This window comes from Providencia hangzhouensis, assembly GCF_029193595.2.
Taxonomy (GTDB): domain Bacteria; phylum Pseudomonadota; class Gammaproteobacteria; order Enterobacterales; family Enterobacteriaceae; genus Providencia; species Providencia hangzhouensis.
This window is the reverse complement of record NZ_CP135052.1, coordinates 3,481,880-3,501,176: the sequence shown is the minus strand read 5'-3', so window position 1 is coordinate 3,501,176 and position 19,297 is coordinate 3,481,880. Positions and strand designations below refer to the sequence as shown.

Below are 19,297 nucleotides of genomic sequence, written 5' to 3'. Positions count from 1 at the left end.
CACCATAAAAATGTGATGGACGCTATATTTTATCCTTCGATTTTAGGGCCTCTGTCAACCTTTCTGATAACTCTTGTTGCATATTTTTAGTCAACGCTTTGTGTTCCTTATCAGCTAAAACAAAGAAATCTTCCACTTTTTCGCCAATTGTCGTGATGCGTGCGCCATATAGAGAAATTTCCATTTGAGCAAAAATATGACCGATACGAGCCAATAAACCTGGTTGATCTAAGGCGAACAGTTCCATATAGGTGCGACGGTCGTTGGTGGAATGTAGAAAATTGACTTTTGTTGGCACGGTAAAGTGACGTAATTTTGACGGTAGAGTACGTGGCTTAGGCAGTGATATTTCTGGTTGCTGAACGGCTAATAACAACATTTTTCGGATGTGGTCGTATCTGTCTTTGGACAGAGGACTACCGTTAGGCTCAAGAACGACGAAGGTATCCATGGCCATATTGTCTTTGTTAGTAAAAATTTGAGCACTGTGAATGCTTAAATTTCGCCGATCCAATTCGCTGGCGACAGCGGCAAATAAATGGGGTTTATCATGGCACCAAATAAAAATTTCTGTTCCGCCATGTTTAGGTTGTGTGCTGATTAATACCAAAGGCTGGCTCAAATCATGGGCTAGTAAGTGCTTAGCATGCCATGCTAATTGGGATGGCGTATGACGTAAAAAATAATCGGCATGGCAGCGGGACCATAACCCCTGCAGTTTTTCTTCATCAATTGATGATTGGCGTAGTAATGATAAAGCTTGATAACGATGATGACGAATGCGTTCGCGTAAGTCAGGGGTGCTCTGCATGCCTTGATTTAATTGATGCGCTGTAGATAAAAAAAGTTCACGAATTAAACTTTGTTTCCAGCTATTCCACAGTGTGCTATTTGTCGCGCAAATGTCTGCAACCGTTAAACACATCAAGTAGTTAAGCCGTGAAACAGTTTTAACTTCCCCTGCAAATTGTTTAATAACATCGGGGTCTTGAATATCACGCCGTTGAGCTGTCACCGACATCAATAAGTGGTTTTTAACCAACCATGAAGCTAATTCAGCTTCTTTGACAGAAAAATCATGCAGTAAGGCAAAATCATAAACAAAATCAGAGCCAAGGTCGGAATGATCTCCTGATCGGCCTTTAGCTATATCGTGAAAAATGGCAGCTAATCGTAAAAGTTCAGGCTGCAATAATTTGGGATAAACACTGACACACAGTGGATGATCACGACGATTTTCTTCTAACGTAAAGCTATTAATTTTTTGCAGTACGCGAATAGTGTGTTCATCAACGGTATATGCATGAAATAGGTCGAACTGCATTTGACCAACGATATTGCTCCAGAGTGGGGTATAAGCGCTCAGTACACTATGAAGGTGCATTGGGACAAATGCACCTTTGATGGCGCGAGGGTGGCGTAGAATTTTGATAAACAGTTTTCGGGCTTCAGGGATTTCACATAATGGCACTGAAAGGTTGCGCCGCGCATAACGTAGTTGCCGTAAAGTAGTGGAATAGATCCCTGTAATATTTGGGTAGCGAGCCATTTGGTAAAACATTTTTAAAATAGCGGCTGGCTGCTTGATAAATAACTCTTCATCAATAACGTCAATCAATGATCCGCGTAATTGGAATAGAGAATCAATAGGACGGGGCTTTTCGTTGGGGTTAAGCGTTAAAATAGCTTCATCAAATAACTGCAATAGCATTTGATTGAGTTCCCGAACACGGCGAGTGACGCGATAGAAATCTTTCATCATTCGTTCAACGGGTTGGTTTTTTTCGCCTTCATAACCCAGTAACCGAGCCACACTAAACTGGCGGTCAAATAGCAGTCGATTATCATGACGTTTCACCACTAAATGGAGCGCAAAGCGAATTTTCCATAAAAATATTAGGCACTCTTTGAGTTCTTGGCGCTCTTCTTCAGTGAGAAAACCAAAACCTACCATTTCATCGACGGTGGTTGCACCAAAATGACGCCGCCCGACCCATAGTAAGGTATGGATATCCCGTAATCCCCCAGGGCTACTTTTAATATCGGGTTCTAAATTATAGCTAGTGCTATGGTAGCGTTGATGGCGTTCTTGTTGTTCTTCAATTTTTGCAGCAAAAAAGACCGCGGAAGGCCAAAAATCATCGCTAAAAATAGTTTTTTGTAATTGTAAAAACAGGGCGACATCACCACAAATTAACCGTGATTCAATGAGATTAGTCGCGGTGGTTAGATCTGCATTTCCGGCTTCAATGCATTCAGCGAGGGAACGGACGCTGTGGCCGATATCAAACCGCAAATCCCATAATAGAGTGATAAATTGCCCAATTTCACTAGCGATGTGTTCTGGAAGCTGGTTTTTACTTAAAACTAAAATATCAATGTCAGAAAGTGGATGTAGTTCATGGCGCCCGTAACCCCCAACGGCGATTAGTGACATATCAGGCTGCTTATCAAATTGAAAGGATTGCCATAATCGAGTGAGTAACGCATCAAGGTAATCACTTCGCAAGTGAATAAGGTCGACAACATCTTTACCTTGGTTGAAAGCCTCTTCCAGCCACTGATCGAAATCATCGACATGTTGTCTTAATAAATTAAGTTCAAGGTCATGAGTACTAAATTGATTAGGGGGGAGGTAGGAAGCTGAATTTACAGTCATCTTTATCTTTCCATATTGATAGCAATAGGGGGGTAGCTACCAGCTTACGGTTTTTTGATAAAAATGAACAGAGGAAGAGCCTTCGGTTAGGAAGGCTCAATGGAGAAGATTATTCGTTAACTAATACTGCAGAGATAAACGGCTCTTCTTCTTTACGTAGAGTGAGGATTTCACAGCCGTTATCCGTCACAACTAACGTGTGTTCATATTGTGCAGACCAACCTCGGTCTTTGGTTTTAACTGTCCAGCCATCTTTCATGGTGCGAATACGGTGATCGCCTGTATTGACCATAGGCTCAATGGTAAAAGTCATCCCTTTTTGTAGAACCACGCCACTGTCGTCAGCATCATAGTGCAGAACTTGTGGTTCTTCATGGAAACCTTGGCCAATGCCGTGGCCGCAATATTCACGCACAACTGAGAAATCTTGTTTTTCGACAAACTCTTGAATGGCTTTACCTAAAGTACGTAAGCGAATACCCGGTTTAACCATTCGGATTGCTAAATATAAGCTGTCTAGTGTGACTTGGCAAAGGCGCTCACCTTGAATGGTTGGTTTACCAACAATAAACATTTTGGAGGTATCGCCATGGAAACCATCTTTAATAACGGTGACGTCAATATTAACAATATCGCCATCTTTTAAGATTTTATCATCACTAGGAATGCCGTGGCAGATGACATCATTGACAGAAATACAAACAGATTTAGGAAAACCGTGATAATTCAGGCACGCAGGGATAGCTTGCTGTACGTCAACAATATGTTGATGACATAGGCGATCTAATTCACCCGTACTAACTCCCGGCACAACGTGCGGAGCAATCATTTCTAACACTTCTGCTGCTAAGCGGCCAGCAACACGCATTTTCTGAATATCTTCTTCAGTTTTGATAATAATAGCCATGAATTTAGTCCATTCATGCCAACATTGAATTTGATGGCATGTTAAAAAAGAGGGGGAAAATAGGTAGCCCATTTTACATCGATGAGATATATGGTAACAGCCACCGCATTTTCTGCCAACTAGCTATCGAGCGGACTCGAAAGTCGAAGTCACTTTATAGTAGATAAGGAAAGGAGTGGAGCTTGTTCATTTTGAGCTTTCAACAGCACAAAATGCAAAAAAATAGTAACGAAGACCATCTAGAAGGTATTGCAAAAATAAGGCTTTTTTATCTTACCGAATAGCGTCTATAATTGACCTGAGCAATGGTTAAATATTGCTCAGGTCAATGGCTTTAAATCAAAACCACTTTTAGGCATTTTTGTGAGCGAAAAAAGCAACAAAAGTTGGCTTCTAGGTTGGTTTTATGGTATAAAGCGCGCCGGCAATCCATTTATTTCTTATCACCATCATCGAAATGTCATTTTATGGCATCAAGATAAAGTCGTTGATAAAATATTGGATGTGCGAAACTTAAAACTCAATTGTGTAATAACACACACAAATCGACACGTGCACCGGGGTGCTCTTATGCGTTTTAACGCAGCTTTGGAGTCGGTAGCATGGGATTTGTGGAGGCATAACCCCAATTACTTAAATACAGAGGTATTAAATGGCAACTGTTTCCATGCGCGATATGTTACAAGCAGGCGTACACTTTGGTCACCAGACTCGTTACTGGAACCCAAAAATGAAACCTTTCATTTTCGGTGCGCGTAACAAAGTTCATATCATCAACCTGGAAAAAACTGTTCCAATGTTCAACGAAGCTCTGGCTGAGTTGACTAAAATTGCTTCTCGTAAAGGCAAAATTCTGTTTGTCGGTACTAAACGTGCTGCAAGCGAAGCCGTTCAAGAAGCTGCTAACAGCTGTGATCAGTATTTCGTTAACCACCGCTGGTTAGGCGGAATGTTGACTAACTGGAAAACCGTTCGTCAGTCAATCAAACGTCTGAAAGATTTAGAAGTTCAATCACAAGACGGTACTTTCGACAAACTGACTAAGAAAGAAGCGCTGATGCGTACTCGTGAACTTGGTAAGTTAGAAAACAGCTTAGGCGGTATCAAAGATATGGGCGGTTTACCTGACGCTCTGTTCGTTATCGATGCAGACCACGAACACATTGCTATTAAAGAAGCAAACAACCTGGGTATCCCAGTATTTGCTATCGTTGATACTAACTCTGATCCAGACGGTATCGACTTCGTTATCCCTGGTAACGATGATGCAATCCGTGCAATCAAACTGTATCTGGGCGCTGTAGCAAGCACCGTTCGTGAAGGTCGTTCACAAGATCTGGCTGTTCAAGCAGAAGAAAGCTTAGTAGAAGCTGAGTAATAAGGCCCAAACCCTTATTTAGGTATTGCTATACAGGTACTGCTATATGTTAGAAGGGGCCTGATTTAGGCCCCTTTTATATATGAATCAGAACTATCCACGTGGGGAAGACTCCCACGGGGAATATCGAGGAATAAATCACATGTCTGGAATTACCGCTGCATTGGTAAAAGAACTGCGCGAACGTACTGGCGCAGGTATGATGGAATGTAAAAAAGCACTCGTTGAAGCTAATGGCGACATCGAATTAGCGATTGATAACATGCGTAAATCAGGTCAAGCAAAAGCGGCTAAAAAAGCAGGTCGCGTTGCAGCTGAAGGTGTTATCCTGACTGAAGTTTTCAACGGTGGTAAAACAGGTGCTCTGGTTGAGCTGAACTGTGAAACTGACTTCGTTGCTAAAGACGCAGGCTTCTTAGCATTCGGTAAAGAAGTTTTGGCTTCTGTTGTTGCTGACAAAAATGCTGACATCGATGCGCTGAAAGCAAAATTCGAAGAAGCTCGTACAACATTAGTTGCGAAAATTGGTGAAAACATCAATATTCGTCGTGTTGCTATCCTGGAAGGCGCACAAGTAGGTAGCTACCTGCACGGTGCTCGTATTGGTGTTTTAGTTGCGGCTGAAGGCGCTGACGAAGAATTACTGAAACACATCGCTATGCATATCGCTGCAAGCAAACCTGAATATGTGACTCCAGATGATGTTCCTGCTGATGTTGTTGCTCATGAGCACCAAATCCAGTTAGACATCGCAATGCAATCTGGCAAACCACGCGAAATCGCTGAAAAAATGGTTATCGGTCGCATGAACAAATTCACTGGCGAAATCTCTCTGACTGGCCAGCCTTTCGTAATGGACCCAAGCAAATCTGTTGGTGACTTACTGAAAGAGAAAGGTGCTACTGTTTCTGGTTTCCTTCGTTTCGAAGTAGGTGAAGGTATCGAGAAAGTTGAAACTGACTTTGCAGCAGAAGTTGCTGCAATGAGCAAGTAATCAACTAAGGGCCGCCAATTGGCGGCTCTGTTTTATATACGTATATTCCCTGCGGTGTTAGCGTCATAGGCATTGCGCTAGAATTCTTGTGTATAAAAAAATTATATTTAAACTAATTCAAAATTTAGGTACGTAGAACACTGTAATTCTACGTGTGTTACCCCAATAAATATCTGTTAGGACAGAACACCATGGCAACCAATGCAAAACCCGTTTATCAGCGTATTCTGCTTAAATTAAGTGGCGAAGCCTTACAAGGGGCAGAAGGTTTTGGTATCGATGCTAGCGTTTTAGATCGTATGGCTCAGGAAATTAAAGAACTCATAGAACTGGGTATACAGGTCGGTGTGGTTATTGGCGGTGGTAACCTGTTTCGTGGTGCTGGTTTGGCACAAGCTGGAATGAACCGTGTTGTAGGAGACCACATGGGGATGCTAGCAACTGTGATGAACGGACTCGCAATGCGTGATGCATTACATCGCGCCTATGTGAATGCAAGACTGATGTCTGCGATCCCACTTAACGGTGTCTGTGATAACTATAGCTGGGCAGAGGCCATTAGCTTGTTACGTCACGGCCGTGTCGTTATTTTTTCTGCAGGAACAGGCAACCCATTCTTTACAACAGACTCCGCTGCATGCCTACGTGGTATTGAAATTGAAGCGGATGTCGTGTTAAAAGCGACAAAAGTTGATGGTGTGTATTCAGCAGACCCTGCTAAAGACCCAGACGCAGTCCTTTATGAAAATCTGAGTTACCAAGAGGTTTTGGAACGTGAACTTAAAGTGATGGATTTAGCGGCATTCACATTAGCACGTGACCATAACTTACCGATTCGCGTATTCAATATGAATAAACCGGGCGCTTTACGTCGCGTTGTTATGGGCGAAAATGAAGGAACTCTGATTTCTCACAATTAATACTCAGAGACATGACCTGAGTTTAAATGTATTATCTAATATAAATTCAGACAATTGAAGCGAGGTCGCATGCGGCCTTTAATAACCAGTTCTTAAGGGTTGAAAACGTGATTAACGAAATCCAAAAAGATGCTCAAGACCGTATGGAAAAGAGCCTTGAAGCATTCAAAAGCCAAATTAGTAAAGTTCGCACAGGCCGTGCATCTCCAAGCCTATTAGACGGTATCACTGTTGAGTACTATGGTTCAGCGACACCTTTGCGCCAATTAGCTAACGTCACTGTTGAAGATTCACGCACATTAGCTATTTCTGTTTTTGACCGTAGCATGTCACCTGCGATTGAAAAAGCAATCATGGCATCTGATTTAGGCTTAAACCCATCATCAGCGGGTACTGTTATCCGTGTTCCACTTCCTCCATTAACGGAAGAGCGTCGTAAAGACTTAATTAAAGTGGTTCGTGGTGATGCAGAGCAAGGCCGTATCGCAGTCCGTAACGTTCGCCGTGATGCTAACGACAAAGTGAAAGCATTACTGAAAGATAAAGAAATCAGTGAAGATGACGAGCGTCGTTCACAAGATGATATCCAAAAGCTGACTGATAGCTACATCAAAAAAGTTGATGAAGCATTAGCGCAAAAAGAAGCAGAGTTGATGGAATTTTAATCCATCATAATAATAAAGCCACCAATGCAAACTGTAAAAGTGTGCGTTAGCGTGGCTTTATTATTTTTCAAGCTTATTAAAAAATCCTTTCTAACCTCTAAGCTGATATAATCTCAGTATTGAATTAATACAGAGTACTCAATCACTATGAAATGTCTGACAATCCTAGGTTCTACAGGCTCAATTGGTACAAATACACTTTCTGTTGTTCGCCAAAATCCCGAAAAATTTCAAATCGTTGCTCTAGTGGCAGGAAAGAATGTCACTGAAATGGCGAAACAGTGCCTTGAGTTTAATCCGAAATATGCCTCAATGGCGGATGAATCGTCAGCAAAAGCGCTAAAAACTATTTTAACTGAGAATAATTGTAAAACTGAAGTTTTGTCAGGAAAACAAGCTGCAATTGACCTTGCTGGTCTGGATGATGCTGACCAAGTTATGTCAGCCATTACTGGGGTTGCCGGTTTACTTCCTACTTTAGCGGCAATACGCAAAGGTAAAAGAATATTATTAGCGAATAAAGAGTCTTTAATTACTAGTGGCCGTTTATTCTTTAATGAGATTCGTAAGCACAATGCAACAGTATTTCCTATTGATAGCGAGCACAATGCTATCTTCCAGAGTTTACCTGAAATTATTCAACTGAATTTAGGTTTTGCCGATTTATCAGCTTCCGGTATCTCAAGTATTGTTTTAACCGGATCAGGTGGGCCATTTAGGGATACACCGTTATCGCATCTTGATAATGTGACCCCTGATGAAGCATGTAACCACCCAAATTGGTCGATGGGGCGAAAAATATCAGTCGATTCAGCGACAATGATGAATAAGGGGCTAGAATATATCGAGGCTTGCTATTTTTTTAATGCGAGCGCCGAGCAAATGGAAGTGATTATCCATCCTCAATCTGTTATTCATTCCATGGTTCGGTATAAAGATGGCAGCGTGATAGCACAACTGGGCACACCTGATATGCGCACTCCAATTTCATACAGTATGGCTTATCCTCAGCGTATCATGTCTGGTGCGAAACCTCTTGATTTTGCAACACTTTCATCATTAACATTTGTTCAGCCTGACTATCAACGCTATCCTTGCTTGAAGCTCGCAATCGATGCCTGCCACCAAGGGCAAGCCGCTACGACGGCACTTAATGGTGCGAATGAAATGACAGTTGCTGCTTTTCTCGAAGGCAAAATACGCTTTACGGATATAGCAAAAATTAATCGCAATGTATTAGATAGCCAAGTTTTTTCTGAACCTGTTTCGATTGAAGAGGTCTTAGAAATCGACGAACGAGCGCGTAAAAATGCAGAAAAAATAATCGCTCAGACAATTTAACGCTGGTATGTGTTTTATTTAGTTGCTGATAGCCATAATAACTCTTTAATATGTGATGTGTTTAAAAAAAGAAAAATAACATAGTACCTCTTAGAGATTTAAGGATGTGTCTTATCAGCAAATTCAATAATAGTAGTTATTATTGGTCTGTATACTCAAAGTGGTACTCACAAGGATTAATATTTAATGAACTCTAGTGGTGAAAATCTCTCTGATTCAATGATGCCTAAGCATGTTGCTATCATTATGGATGGTAATGGTCGATGGGCTAAACAAAGAGGGAAGCTCAGAATTACAGGTCATAAGGCAGGCGTTGAATCTGTCCGTAATTCTGTGCGCTTTGCGGTAAAAAATAAAATTAGTTCGCTCACATTGTATGCTTTTAGCAGTGAAAACTGGAGAAGGCCAGAGAAAGAAGTCAGTTCTCTCATGGAACTATTTGTTTTTGCTCTTGATAATGAAGTTAAGAACCTACATAAAAACAATGTAAAACTAAAAGTCATTGGTGATATTAGCCGTTTTAGTGAACGCCTCAGAAAAAGAATTGATAAGGCAGAAGCATTAACGCAAAACAACACTGGGCTAAAACTGAATATTGCAGCGAACTATGGTGGCCGCTGGGATATTAGTAACAGTGTAAAACAAGTATTTGCAAAGGTACAAAGTGGTGAGCTTTCTATTGATGATATCAATGAAGAAAGTATCGATAACCATATTTGTATGCATGACCAAGAAAATGTCGATTTAGTCATAAGAACTGGGGGAGAGCATCGCATAAGCAACTTCCTATTATGGCAAGTCGCATATGCGGAATTTTATTTCACCAACGTTTTGTGGCCAGATTTTGATGAAATGGTGTTTCAGAGTGCAGTTGATGCTTTTAGTAAGCGTGAGCGCCGTTATGGTGGAGCTGAATCAGATGATGAACTGGGCAAAGAATAGGGGAAAGATGTGCTGAAATATCGTTTGCTTACTGCGATAATTTTAATACCGATTGTTATTGCGGCGCTGTTTTTACTTTCCCCAGCGAATTTTGGGCTTGTCGTGATTGCGGTTTGTGCTTTAGGTGCTTGGGAATGGGCACAATTTGTCGGCTGGCACTCTCAAGCTAAGCGCATAGGCTTAGCGGTTGTTTTTGCTGCAATATTACTTGCAATGCAATTTTCTATTTCCGATATAAATCAGTTCTCCTCTGAGCCTATGATTTTGTATGGTTTATGGGCTGGCCTTATTTGGTGGGGGATAGCGATTATTTTAGTTGTTACCTATCCCGCCTCCGCTTCTTGGGGCAAATCAGTTGTTATTCGCTTATTATTTGGCGTGTTAACGATTATCCCATTTTATTGTGGAATGATGGTTTTAAGAACCGTTGGTTATCAAAGCGATACATTCTTTGGAGCTTGGTGGTTATTGTATGTCATGTTGCTAGTTTGGGGGGCTGATTCAGGCGCCTATGCATTTGGTCGTACTATCGGGCGCAACAAAATGGCACCGAAGGTATCTCCTGGTAAAACATGGGAAGGCTTGGTGGGTGGCCTTATAACTGCTGGGATTATTTCATGGTTATTTAGCGCCTTTGCGCCAATCCCCGTGATGCCTGATTATTTGCTAGTGACTTCAATTATTGTTGTTGTAGTATCTGTGTTTGGTGATTTAACCGAGAGTATGTTTAAGCGTCAATCAGGTATTAAAGATAGTAGTCATTTAATTCCAGGGCATGGCGGTATCTTGGATCGTATTGATAGCCTAACAGCAGCAATCCCAGTTTTTGCTGGGCTAAATTTGTTAATTTTTAACGGTTTTGGTCTTTAGGAAGATACATGGGATTTATTTGGAGTTTAGTTGCCTTTATTATCGCAATAGGTGTGCTAATTACAGTACACGAGTTCGGCCATTACTGGGTTGCTCGCCGCTGTGGTGTTTATGTTGAGCGCTTTTCTATAGGGTTCGGCAAAACCTTATGGCGCAAAGTCGATAAGAATGGTACCGAATTTGTTTTGGCGATAATCCCGTTAGGGGGTTATGTCAAAATGCTTGATGAGCGAGTTGGTAGCGTTTCTCCTGAACGTCGCCATCAAGCGTTTAACAATAAAACTGCCGGTCAACGAGCTGCCATTATTGGTGCAGGGCCAATCGCGAACTTTTTATTAGCAATTGTTGTCTATTGGATAGTCTTTATGATTGGTGTTCCTTCTGTGAAACCTGTCATTGAAGACGTAAAGCCAGGCTCTATTGCGGCAATTGCAAATTTTGAACCAAAAATGGAACTAAAATCTATTGATGGCATCGAAACTCCTGATTGGAATTCAGTTCGTTTAGCATTGGTCGGTAAAATCGGTGACCGTGAACTGACAGCACAAGTATTACCCAGTGGTTATAATGAACCGATTACTAAAACGGTTGATTTAACCACTTGGCAGTTTGATCCAGAGAAACAAGATCCAATTTTGTCGGTAGGTATAATGCCTGTCTCTGCAAGAATTGACCCTGTTATCCAAAAAGTAACGCAAGGGTTAGCTGGTGAACGGGCAGGTTTGCAGAAAGGCGATAGAATAGTGAGTGTTAACGGGGAAGTTCTGGGCCTGTGGGATCCCGTTACACGAATTATTCGTAATAACCCGGGCGTCCCGTTAAAACTTGAAGTGCAACGGTCGCAGCAATTGATTTCACTCACGTTGACCCCTGATAGCCAAGATGGGCCGCGTGGGGAGAAAATTGGGTTTGCAGGCGTAGAACTTTCAGTGTTACCGTTAGCAGATGAATATAAGATGGTGCAACAATATGGGCCATTTTCTGCGTTTTACCAAGCCAGTGATAAGACGTGGCAGTTAATGAAGTTGACGGTCAATATGATGGGTAAACTGGTTGTTGGGGATGTCAAACTCAATAACTTAAGCGGTCCGATATCTATCGCTAAAGGTGCGGGGGTATCCGCCGAGTCAGGCTTGGTATATTATTTGATGTTTATTGCGCTTATTAGCGTCAATTTAGGTATCATCAATCTGTTTCCATTGCCTGTTTTAGATGGGGGGCACTTGCTCTTCTTATTAATTGAAAAAATTAAAGGAAGTCCGGTGTCTGAGCGAGTACAAGACTTTAGTTTTCGGATAGGTGCAATGGCATTGATTCTGTTAATGGGACTTGCACTTTTTAATGATTTCTCTCGCTTCTAATTTTTGTAAGCTGGGGACCAGTAAGGAATACGCATAACAACGATGGCGATGAAAAAGTTGCTCATAGCGTCGCTGCTTTTCGGCAGCGCCACTGCATACGGTTCAGACGGATTCGTAGTTAAAGACATTCGTTTCGAAGGTCTACAACGCGTCGCCGTTGGTGCAGCATTATTGAACATGCCAGTTAGGGTTGGCGATTCAGTTGATAACGATGATATCAGCCGTTCGATTCGTTCCCTATTTTCAACCGGTAACTTCGAAGATGTTAGGGTCCTGCGTGATGGAAACACGCTGATCGTTCAAGTTAAAGAGCGGCCAACGATTGCAAGTATCACCTTTACAGGCAATAAGTCTGTTAAAGATGATATGCTCAAGCAGAACTTGGAAGCTTCAAATATCCGCGTTGGTGAGGCACTCGACCGCACGACAATTGCAAATATCGAAAAAGGTTTAGAAGACTTTTACTATAGCGTTGGTAAATATAATGCAACAGTAAAAGCTGTTGTAACGCCTTTGCCACGTAACCGTGTGGATTTAAAATTTGTTTTCTCTGAAGGTGTTTCAGCTCAAATTCAGCAAATTAATATTGTAGGTAATAAAAATTACACTACAGCAGAATTAGTTAATAAGCTGCAATTGCGTGATGATGTTCCTTGGTGGAACCTCGCTGCTGACCAGAAATATCAGAAGCAAAAACTGGCGGGTGACTTAGAAACTCTGCGCAGTTTTTATCTTGATCGTGGTTATGCGCGTTTTAATATAGACTCCACGCAAGTCAGTCTGACCCCAGACAAAAAAGGTATTTATATTACTATTAACATTACTGAAGGCGACCAATATAAAATATCGGGTGTCGAAGTTAATGGTAATACGGCTGATCATTTAACTGAAATCCAAGAGCTTATCACTATTACACCGGGAGAATTATATAACGGTGCTCAAGTGACAAGTATGGAAAACAAAATCAAAGATATGTTTGGCCGCTATGGTTATGCATATCCTCGAGTAATGACACAACCTGAAATCAACGATGCAGATAAAACAGTTAAATTGCACTTAAATATTGATGCAGGTAACCGTTTCTATGTGCGTGAGATTCGTTTCCAAGGCAATGACACCAGTAAAGATACTGTTTTACGCCGTGAAATGCGCCAAATGGAAGGTGCATGGCTCGGAAATGATTTAGTTGAACTAGGTAAAGAACGTCTGAATCGTACAGGTTATTTCGAAACTGTTGATGTAGAGACTCAACGTGTACCTGGTAGCCCTGACCAAGTAGATGTTATCTACAAGGTTAAAGAGCGTAATACTGGTTCAATGAACTTTGGTATCGGTTTTGGTACTGAAAGTGGTGTGAGCTTCCAAGTTGGGGTTACACAAGATAACTGGTTAGGTACAGGTAACGCAGTTGGTATTAACGCAAGTAAAAATGACTACTCAACTAACGTTGAATTCTCATTTACTGACCCGTACTTCACCGTTAATGGTGTGAGCTTAGGCGGCCGTATTTTCTATAACGACTTTAGTGCGAAAGATGCGGATCTATCAGGCTATAACAACAAAACGTATGGCCTAGACAGTTTCTTAAGCTTCCCATTTAATGAAAATAACTCTTTCCGCGTCGGTGCGGGTTATGTTCATAACCGACTTTCGGATATGCGTGCTCAAGCTGCCATGTGGGATTACCTTGATTCTATGGGTAAAAATCCACCAGTTACAGAGAACGGACGTAATAAAGAAAGCTTTGATGCGGATGACTTCACACTTAACTTAGGTTGGACTTATAACTCGTTAAACCGTGGTTTCTTCCCGACATCGGGTAATAAAACGAACGTATCGGGTAAAGTGACAATTCCTGGTTCTGATAACGAATACTATAAACTACGCTTTGATACAGCGCAGTATTATCCACTGGACGAAGACGAAACTTGGGTAGTTCTGGGGCGTGCACAAGCAGGTTATGGTGATGGTATTGGCAGTAAACAAATGCCATTCTATGAAAACTTCTATGCGGGTGGTTCAAGCACTATTCGTGGTTTCCGTTCGAATAATATCGGTCCAAAAGCGGTTTATTTGAAGAAAATTAATGGAAAAGATGGCCCAGAGCCTGGAAGCCCATCAAGTGATGCGGTCGGTGGTAATGCGATGTACGCGGCATCATTTGAGTTAATCACTCCGACTCCATTTATTGACGAAAAGTATTCGAACTCCGTTCGTACCTCTCTCTTTGTTGATGCAGGTACGGTATGGGACACTAATTGGAACAGTATTCCTGCGGCTTGGCGCGAAGGTATGCCTGACTATGGTAAGGCAAGCAATATCCGAGCTTCTGCGGGTGTGGCTTTACAATGGATGTCTCCACTTGGACCACTGGTCTTCTCTTATGCGCAGCCGATTAAGGACTACGAAGGGGATAAATCAGAACAGTTCCAATTTAATATTGGTAGAACGTGGTAATCTATTCCAGTTTCTATCTATGAAGGCTCCCATGTTTTTGTGGGAGCAACCGAAATTTCCAGCCATACGTATGGGTTAAGGAGTTTAGTGTGAAAAAATTGTTGTGTGCAGCGGGTGTGAGTATTGCTTTAGCAATGTCTGCGGGGGCTTATGCTGAGAAAATCGCTATCGTCAATGTTGGTGAAATTTTCCAAAATATGCCAGCGCGTGAAGCCGTTGCTAAACAGCTTGAAAGTGAATTCAAAAGTCGTGCGACTGAGTTACAAAATCTAGAAAAAGATTTGCAAACTCGTGTTGAAAAATTGCGTCGTGATGGTGCAACAATGAAACAAAGTGAGCGCGAAAAGCTTGAATCTGAACTCATGACTAAACGTGATCAATTCGCTGAAAAAGCTCAAAAATTTGAAGAAGACAACCGTCGTCGCCAAGGCGAAGAGCGTACTAAAATTTTAACTCGTATTCAGAACTCTATTAAGGCTGTTGCAGCTAAAGAAGGCTATGATGTCGTTATCGATGCAAATGCAGTTGCTTATGCAAAAGATAGCGTTGACATTACAAGTCAGGTTCAAAAACAGGTTAAATAATAGATGTCTTCAATTCGATTGGCTGACCTTGCTCAGCAGTTGAATGCGCAATTACACGGTGATGGTGATATTACCATCACCGGTATTGCTCCAATGCATTCAGCGAATAATCAACAGATTACTTTTCTATCTGACAGCCGTTATAGTGACAAATTGGCAGATTGCCAAGCTGCAGCGGTGGTTCTCACAGCAAAAGATCTTGAAGCATGCAAAGTGGCTGCTCTGGTAGTGGATAACCCATACCTTGCTTATGCACGCATGGCTCAAATTATGGATACAACGCCAAGCCCAGCTGAAGATATCCATGCATCAGCGGTAATTGCTGATGATGCAAAACTTGGTAAGAATGTCGCAATTGGCGCAAATGCCGTTATCGAAAGTGGTGTTGAGCTTGGCGATAATGTGGTGATTGGCGCAGGTTGTTTTGTGGGCAAAAATACGCGTATTGGTACAGGAACCCGTTTGTGGGCGAATGTCAGCGTATACCACAATGTTGAGATTGGCGAACACTGTTTAGTTCAATCTGGCACAGTCATTGGCTCTGATGGTTTCGGCTATGCGAATGATCGTGGTAATTGGATCAAAATTCCTCAATTAGGCACAGTGATCATCGGCGATCGTGTTGAGATCGGTGCGAGTACAACCATTGACCGAGGTGCTTTAGATAACACAGTAATTGGCAATGGGGTTATTATCGATAACCAGTGCCAAATTGCACACAATGTCATAATTGGTGATAATACCGCAGTTGCTGGTGGTGTTATCATGGCTGGTAGTTTAAAAATCGGCCGTTACTGTATGATTGGTGGTGCCAGTGTCATCAATGGCCATATGGAAATTTGCGATAAGGTCACAGTAACAGGAATGGGGATGGTCATGAGACCTATCACTGAACCAGGAGTATATTCTTCAGGGATTCCTTTACAGCCTAATAAAACTTGGCGTAAAACAGCTGCTTTAGTCTTAAATATCAATGAGATAAATAAGCGACTGAAACATGTTGAGCGTGAATTAGATAGCCAAAATCAAAAAAAACAGTAATCATTTTGTAATTCAGGCTAAAATAGTTATCTGAGTTACGTTTTCCGGCCTGCCAGTTAACCTAATTTAAGGTTAAAGCAGGCCGATTCATTAATTAAACCGTATTAATAGACAGGAAGAGTATTTCGATGAGTGATAATCATACTCTGAATATAGAAGAAATCTTAGAACTGCTTCCGCACCGTTACCCATTCCTTCTGGTTGACCGTGTATTGGATTTTGAAAAAGGCAAATCATTACGTGCAGTGAAAAATGTGTCATTTAACGAGCCATTTTTCCAAGGACACTTCCCTAGTAAACCTATTTTCCCTGGTGTATTGATTTTAGAAGCCATGGCGCAAGCGACAGGAATTCTTGCGTTTAAAAGCGTTGGAAAATTAGAGCCGGGTGAGTTGTACTATTTTGCAGCGATAGACAATGCGCGTTTTAAACGTCCCGTTCTACCAGGAGACCAAATGGTCTTAGAAGTAGAATTTATCAAAGAACGTCGCGGAGTTGCACGTTTTAAAGGTGTTGCTAAAGTTGATGGAGAAGTGGCCTGCGAAGCAGAAATGATGTGCGCCCGTCGTCGTGAGGTCTGATATGATTGATAAAACAGCCTATATTCATCCATCCTCTATCGTAGAAGATGGAGCTATCATCGGTGCCAATGTTCATATTGGCCCTTTTTGTTATATTGGCGCGAATGTTGAAATTGGTGAAGGCACTGAACTGAAATCTCATGTTGTCGTTAATGGCCATACAAAAATTGGTCGTGACAATGTGATTTTCCAGTTCGCTTCCATTGGTGAGATTAATCAAGATCTAAAATACCAAGGCGAACCAACGCGAGTTGAAATCGGGGACAGAAACCGTATTCGTGAAAGCGTAACCATTCACCGTGGTACTGTTCAAGATGTTGGCCTGACAAAAGTGGGCAATGATAACTTACTGATGGTGAATGTGCATATTGCTCATGATTGTATCATTGGAAACCGTTGTATTATTGCAAATAACGGTACTCTAGGTGGTCATGTAACACTTGGTGATTATGCCATTATTGGTGGGATGACCGCAGTTCACCAGTTTTGTAAAATTGGTGCTCATGTTATGGTCGGTGGCTGCTCTGGTGTTGCACAAGATGTGCCGCCTTATGTCATTGCACAAGGTAACCACGCGACACCATTTGGTTTAAATCTTGAAGGTCTAAAACGCCGTGGTTTTGAAAAAGAATCACTACATGCTATTCGTAATGCATACAAGGTGTTATATCGTTCAGGTAAATCGTTAGAAGAAGCTCGTGAAGAAATCGCAGAAGCGGCAAAAGCGAATGAGCACGTTAAAGTGTTTAGTGATTTCTTAGAGGATTCAGCGCAGTCTAAACGTGGTATTATTCGTTAATCTAGTATTAATGAATCGAGGCCTTTAATAAGGAGCGAATTTCGGTGAATAATAGCCGCCCACTTACTATTGGCCTTGTTGCCGGAGAAACATCTGGTGATATTCTCGGTGCAGGGCTTATCCGTGCACTTAAAGAGCAAATACCAGATGCTCGCTTTGTTGGTGTTGCTGGTCCTTTAATGCAAGCCGAAGGTTGTGAAGCTTGGTATGAAATGGAAGAGCTTGCCGTCATGGGTATCGTTGAAGTCCTCGGCCGCCTACCTCGGTTATTATCCATCCGTAAGGATCTAACCCAGCGTTTTACCGAATTACAGCCAGATGTTTTTGTTGGAATTGATGCCCCTGATTTTAATATTACCCTTGAGGGGCGCTTAAAATCGAAAGGGATTAAAACCATTCATTATGTTAGCCCATCAGTTTGGGCATGGCGTCAAAAACGGGTATTTAAAATCGGTCGTTCAACGAATTTAGTATTAGCTTTCTTACCTTTTGAAAAAGCCTTTTATGATCGTTTTAATGTTCCTTGCCGTTTTATCGGGCACACAATGGCGGATGCCATTCCATTACACCCTGATAAACAAGCCGCTCGACATCGGCTGAATATTCCTGAGCATGTTAAATGTTTAGCCTTACTGCCAGGAAGTCGTCATTCAGAAGTCGAAATGCTAAGCGCAGATTTTCTCAATACAGCGAAAATATTACAGCGTAATATCCCGGATTTACATATTGTGGTGCCGTTGGTGAATGAAAAACGCCGCCAGCAGTTTGATGAGATAAAGCAAAATACTACGCCTGAACTGCAAATTCATACTTTAGATGGCCAAGCTCGTGATGCAATGATTGCAGCAGATGCGACTTTATTAGCATCAGGAACGGCAGCACTTGAATGTATGCTAACAAAATGCCCAATGGTGGTGGGGTATCGTATGAAACCTTTCACCTTCTGGTTGGCAAAACGGTTAGTGAAAACGCCGTATGTTTCTTTGCCTAATTTGTTAGCAGGAAAAGAGATTGTCAAAGAGTTACTACAAGAGGATTGCCAGCCTGATAAACTCGCACAGCAGTTGCTTCCACTCCTAGAGGGTGGCGAGCGGGTTGAAAACCTGAAAGAAACTTTTTTACAATTACATCAGCTTATTCGTTGTGACGCAGATAAACAAGCTGCTGAAGCTGTATTAGATATGGTCAAAAATTAATGGAATTTATCTATCCAAAAGCAAATTTAATCGCGGGTGTTGACGAAGTGGGTCGAGGCCCATTAGTCGGAGCTGTAGTGACAGCAGCGGTGATTCTTGATCCCAATAACCCTATTATAGGGTTGGCAGACTCAAAAAAACTCACCGAAAAAAAACGTGAGAAATTATTTGATGAAATTCAAGAAAAAGCATTGTGTTGGTGTATTGGTCGCGCAGAACCAGAAGAAATTGATAATATAAATATATTACATGCAACTATGTTAGCTATGCAGCGCGCTGTTGCCGGTTTATCCATTATTCCTGAGTATGTTTTAATTGATGGTAACCGTTGTCCTGAATTGCCAATGCCTTCACAAGCAGTAATTAAGGGCGACAGCCTAGTACAAGAAATTAGCGCAGCATCCATTTTAGCTAAAGTGATTAGGGATAGGGAAATGGTTGAGTTGGACAAAGCTTTTCCTGAATATGGTTTTGCGAAGCATAAAGGCTACCCAACCGCGTATCATTTAGAAAAATTGGCGCAGTATGGTGCAACCGAATTCCATCGTAAAAGCTTTGCTCCTGTGAGAAGAGCTTTAGACAGCAATAAGTAGGTATTAGGT

17 protein-coding genes are annotated in these 19,297 nt (G+C 41.8%); 15 read left to right on the top strand and 2 right to left on the bottom strand.

Translation table 11 applies throughout. The annotated features are described in order from the left end of the window. Nucleotides 1-22: 22 nt before the first annotated feature. The gene (gene glnD, locus PZ638_RS15925) at nucleotides 23-2,659 is read right to left on the bottom strand and encodes a bifunctional uridylyltransferase/uridylyl-removing protein GlnD (protein ID WP_094961135.1); all 2,637 of its coding nucleotides are present in this window, start codon (nucleotides 2,657-2,659) and stop codon (nucleotides 23-25) included. A gap of 109 nt (nucleotides 2,660-2,768) precedes the next feature. After that, nucleotides 2,769-3,566, bottom strand: coding sequence for a type I methionyl aminopeptidase (map, locus tag PZ638_RS15920; RefSeq protein ID WP_036957992.1), 798 nt, complete (start codon nucleotides 3,564-3,566; stop codon nucleotides 2,769-2,771). 652 nt (nucleotides 3,567-4,218) lie between these two features. On the opposite strand from map, the gene rpsB reads away from it, so the two are divergent. The 15 genes from rpsB (at nucleotide 4,219) to rnhB (ending at nucleotide 19,288) form a co-directional block, all read left to right on the top strand. Then, complete coding sequence (gene rpsB / locus PZ638_RS15915; RefSeq protein WP_004257504.1) at nucleotides 4,219-4,944, top strand: 30S ribosomal protein S2; 726 nt, start codon at nucleotides 4,219-4,221, stop codon at nucleotides 4,942-4,944. Between the two features lie 142 nt (nucleotides 4,945-5,086). After that, nucleotides 5,087-5,938, top strand: coding sequence for a translation elongation factor Ts (gene tsf, locus PZ638_RS15910; protein WP_004908761.1), 852 nt, complete (start codon nucleotides 5,087-5,089; stop codon nucleotides 5,936-5,938). A 191-nt stretch (nucleotides 5,939-6,129) separates the two neighbouring features. Continuing rightward, nucleotides 6,130-6,858, top strand: a complete 729-nt coding sequence (pyrH, locus tag PZ638_RS15905; protein ID WP_004257499.1) for a UMP kinase — start codon at nucleotides 6,130-6,132, stop codon at nucleotides 6,856-6,858. 107 nt (nucleotides 6,859-6,965) lie between these two features. After that, nucleotides 6,966-7,523 (top strand): ribosome recycling factor, encoded by a 558-nt coding sequence (frr, locus tag PZ638_RS15900; protein ID WP_004257496.1) that lies wholly within the window; start codon nucleotides 6,966-6,968, stop codon nucleotides 7,521-7,523. Nucleotides 7,524-7,670: 147 nt separating this feature from the next. After that, nucleotides 7,671-8,864: a 1-deoxy-D-xylulose-5-phosphate reductoisomerase gene (gene ispC, locus PZ638_RS15895; protein ID WP_004257491.1), complete on the top strand. Its 1,194-nt coding sequence runs from the start codon at nucleotides 7,671-7,673 to the stop codon at nucleotides 8,862-8,864. A 186-nt stretch (nucleotides 8,865-9,050) separates the two neighbouring features. Continuing rightward, complete coding sequence (gene uppS / locus PZ638_RS15890; protein ID WP_004257489.1) at nucleotides 9,051-9,806, top strand: polyprenyl diphosphate synthase; 756 nt, start codon at nucleotides 9,051-9,053, stop codon at nucleotides 9,804-9,806. A 9-nt stretch (nucleotides 9,807-9,815) separates the two neighbouring features. After that, nucleotides 9,816-10,676 carry a phosphatidate cytidylyltransferase gene (gene cdsA / locus PZ638_RS15885; RefSeq protein WP_094961137.1) on the top strand — a complete coding sequence of 287 codons (861 nt, stop codon included), beginning with the start codon at nucleotides 9,816-9,818 and terminating at the stop codon, nucleotides 10,674-10,676. An 8-nt stretch (nucleotides 10,677-10,684) separates the two neighbouring features. After that, complete coding sequence (gene rseP, locus PZ638_RS15880) at nucleotides 10,685-12,037, top strand: sigma E protease regulator RseP (RefSeq protein ID WP_275612186.1); 1,353 nt, start codon at nucleotides 10,685-10,687, stop codon at nucleotides 12,035-12,037. Nucleotides 12,038-12,079: 42 nt separating this feature from the next. Continuing rightward, entirely contained in the window at nucleotides 12,080-14,494 is a 2,415-nt protein-coding gene (gene bamA / locus PZ638_RS15875; RefSeq protein WP_004257462.1) for an outer membrane protein assembly factor BamA, read from the top strand. An 89-nt stretch (nucleotides 14,495-14,583) separates the two neighbouring features. Continuing rightward, nucleotides 14,584-15,078 (top strand): molecular chaperone Skp, encoded by a 495-nt coding sequence (skp, locus tag PZ638_RS15870; protein WP_036957991.1) that lies wholly within the window; start codon nucleotides 14,584-14,586, stop codon nucleotides 15,076-15,078. A gap of 3 nt (nucleotides 15,079-15,081) precedes the next feature. Continuing rightward, the gene (gene lpxD, locus PZ638_RS15865; protein ID WP_004257454.1) at nucleotides 15,082-16,119 is read left to right on the top strand and encodes a UDP-3-O-(3-hydroxymyristoyl)glucosamine N-acyltransferase; all 1,038 of its coding nucleotides are present in this window, start codon (nucleotides 15,082-15,084) and stop codon (nucleotides 16,117-16,119) included. Nucleotides 16,120-16,247: 128 nt separating this feature from the next. Continuing rightward, complete coding sequence (gene fabZ, locus PZ638_RS15860; RefSeq protein WP_004257450.1) at nucleotides 16,248-16,700, top strand: 3-hydroxyacyl-ACP dehydratase FabZ; 453 nt, start codon at nucleotides 16,248-16,250, stop codon at nucleotides 16,698-16,700. A gap of 1 nt (nucleotide 16,701) precedes the next feature. Next, nucleotides 16,702-17,499 carry an acyl-ACP--UDP-N-acetylglucosamine O-acyltransferase gene (gene lpxA / locus PZ638_RS15855; RefSeq protein ID WP_004257444.1) on the top strand — a complete coding sequence of 266 codons (798 nt, stop codon included), beginning with the start codon at nucleotides 16,702-16,704 and terminating at the stop codon, nucleotides 17,497-17,499. Nucleotides 17,500-17,543: 44 nt separating this feature from the next. Continuing rightward, nucleotides 17,544-18,695, top strand: coding sequence for a lipid-A-disaccharide synthase (gene lpxB / locus PZ638_RS15850; protein ID WP_112307292.1), 1,152 nt, complete (start codon nucleotides 17,544-17,546; stop codon nucleotides 18,693-18,695). Beyond that, nucleotides 18,695-19,288, top strand: a complete 594-nt coding sequence (rnhB, locus tag PZ638_RS15845; protein ID WP_004257437.1) for a ribonuclease HII — start codon at nucleotides 18,695-18,697, stop codon at nucleotides 19,286-19,288. The genes lpxB and rnhB overlap by 1 nt, the downstream gene beginning before the upstream one ends. Nucleotides 19,289-19,297 lie beyond the last annotated feature (9 nt).

Bases quoted from the DNA above. Each gene is read 5' to 3' on its own strand.
- glnD (WP_094961135.1), bottom strand. From the start codon at position 2,659: ATGACTGTAAATTCAGCTTCCTACCTCCCCCCTAATCAATTTAGTACT.
- map (WP_036957992.1), bottom strand. From the start codon at position 3,566: ATGGCTATTATTATCAAAACTGAAGAAGATATTCAGAAAATGCGTGTT.
- rpsB (WP_004257504.1), top strand. From the start codon at position 4,219: ATGGCAACTGTTTCCATGCGCGATATGTTACAAGCAGGCGTACACTTT.
- tsf (WP_004908761.1), top strand. From the start codon at position 5,087: ATGTCTGGAATTACCGCTGCATTGGTAAAAGAACTGCGCGAACGTACT.
- pyrH (WP_004257499.1), top strand. From the start codon at position 6,130: ATGGCAACCAATGCAAAACCCGTTTATCAGCGTATTCTGCTTAAATTA.
- ispC (WP_004257491.1), top strand. From the start codon at position 7,671: ATGAAATGTCTGACAATCCTAGGTTCTACAGGCTCAATTGGTACAAAT.
- uppS (WP_004257489.1), top strand. From the start codon at position 9,051: ATGAACTCTAGTGGTGAAAATCTCTCTGATTCAATGATGCCTAAGCAT.
- rseP (WP_275612186.1), top strand. From the start codon at position 10,685: ATGGGATTTATTTGGAGTTTAGTTGCCTTTATTATCGCAATAGGTGTG.
- bamA (WP_004257462.1), top strand. From the start codon at position 12,080: ATGGCGATGAAAAAGTTGCTCATAGCGTCGCTGCTTTTCGGCAGCGCC.
- lpxD (WP_004257454.1), top strand. From the start codon at position 15,082: ATGTCTTCAATTCGATTGGCTGACCTTGCTCAGCAGTTGAATGCGCAA.
- fabZ (WP_004257450.1), top strand. From the start codon at position 16,248: ATGAGTGATAATCATACTCTGAATATAGAAGAAATCTTAGAACTGCTT.
- lpxA (WP_004257444.1), top strand. From the start codon at position 16,702: ATGATTGATAAAACAGCCTATATTCATCCATCCTCTATCGTAGAAGAT.
- rnhB (WP_004257437.1), top strand. From the start codon at position 18,695: ATGGAATTTATCTATCCAAAAGCAAATTTAATCGCGGGTGTTGACGAA.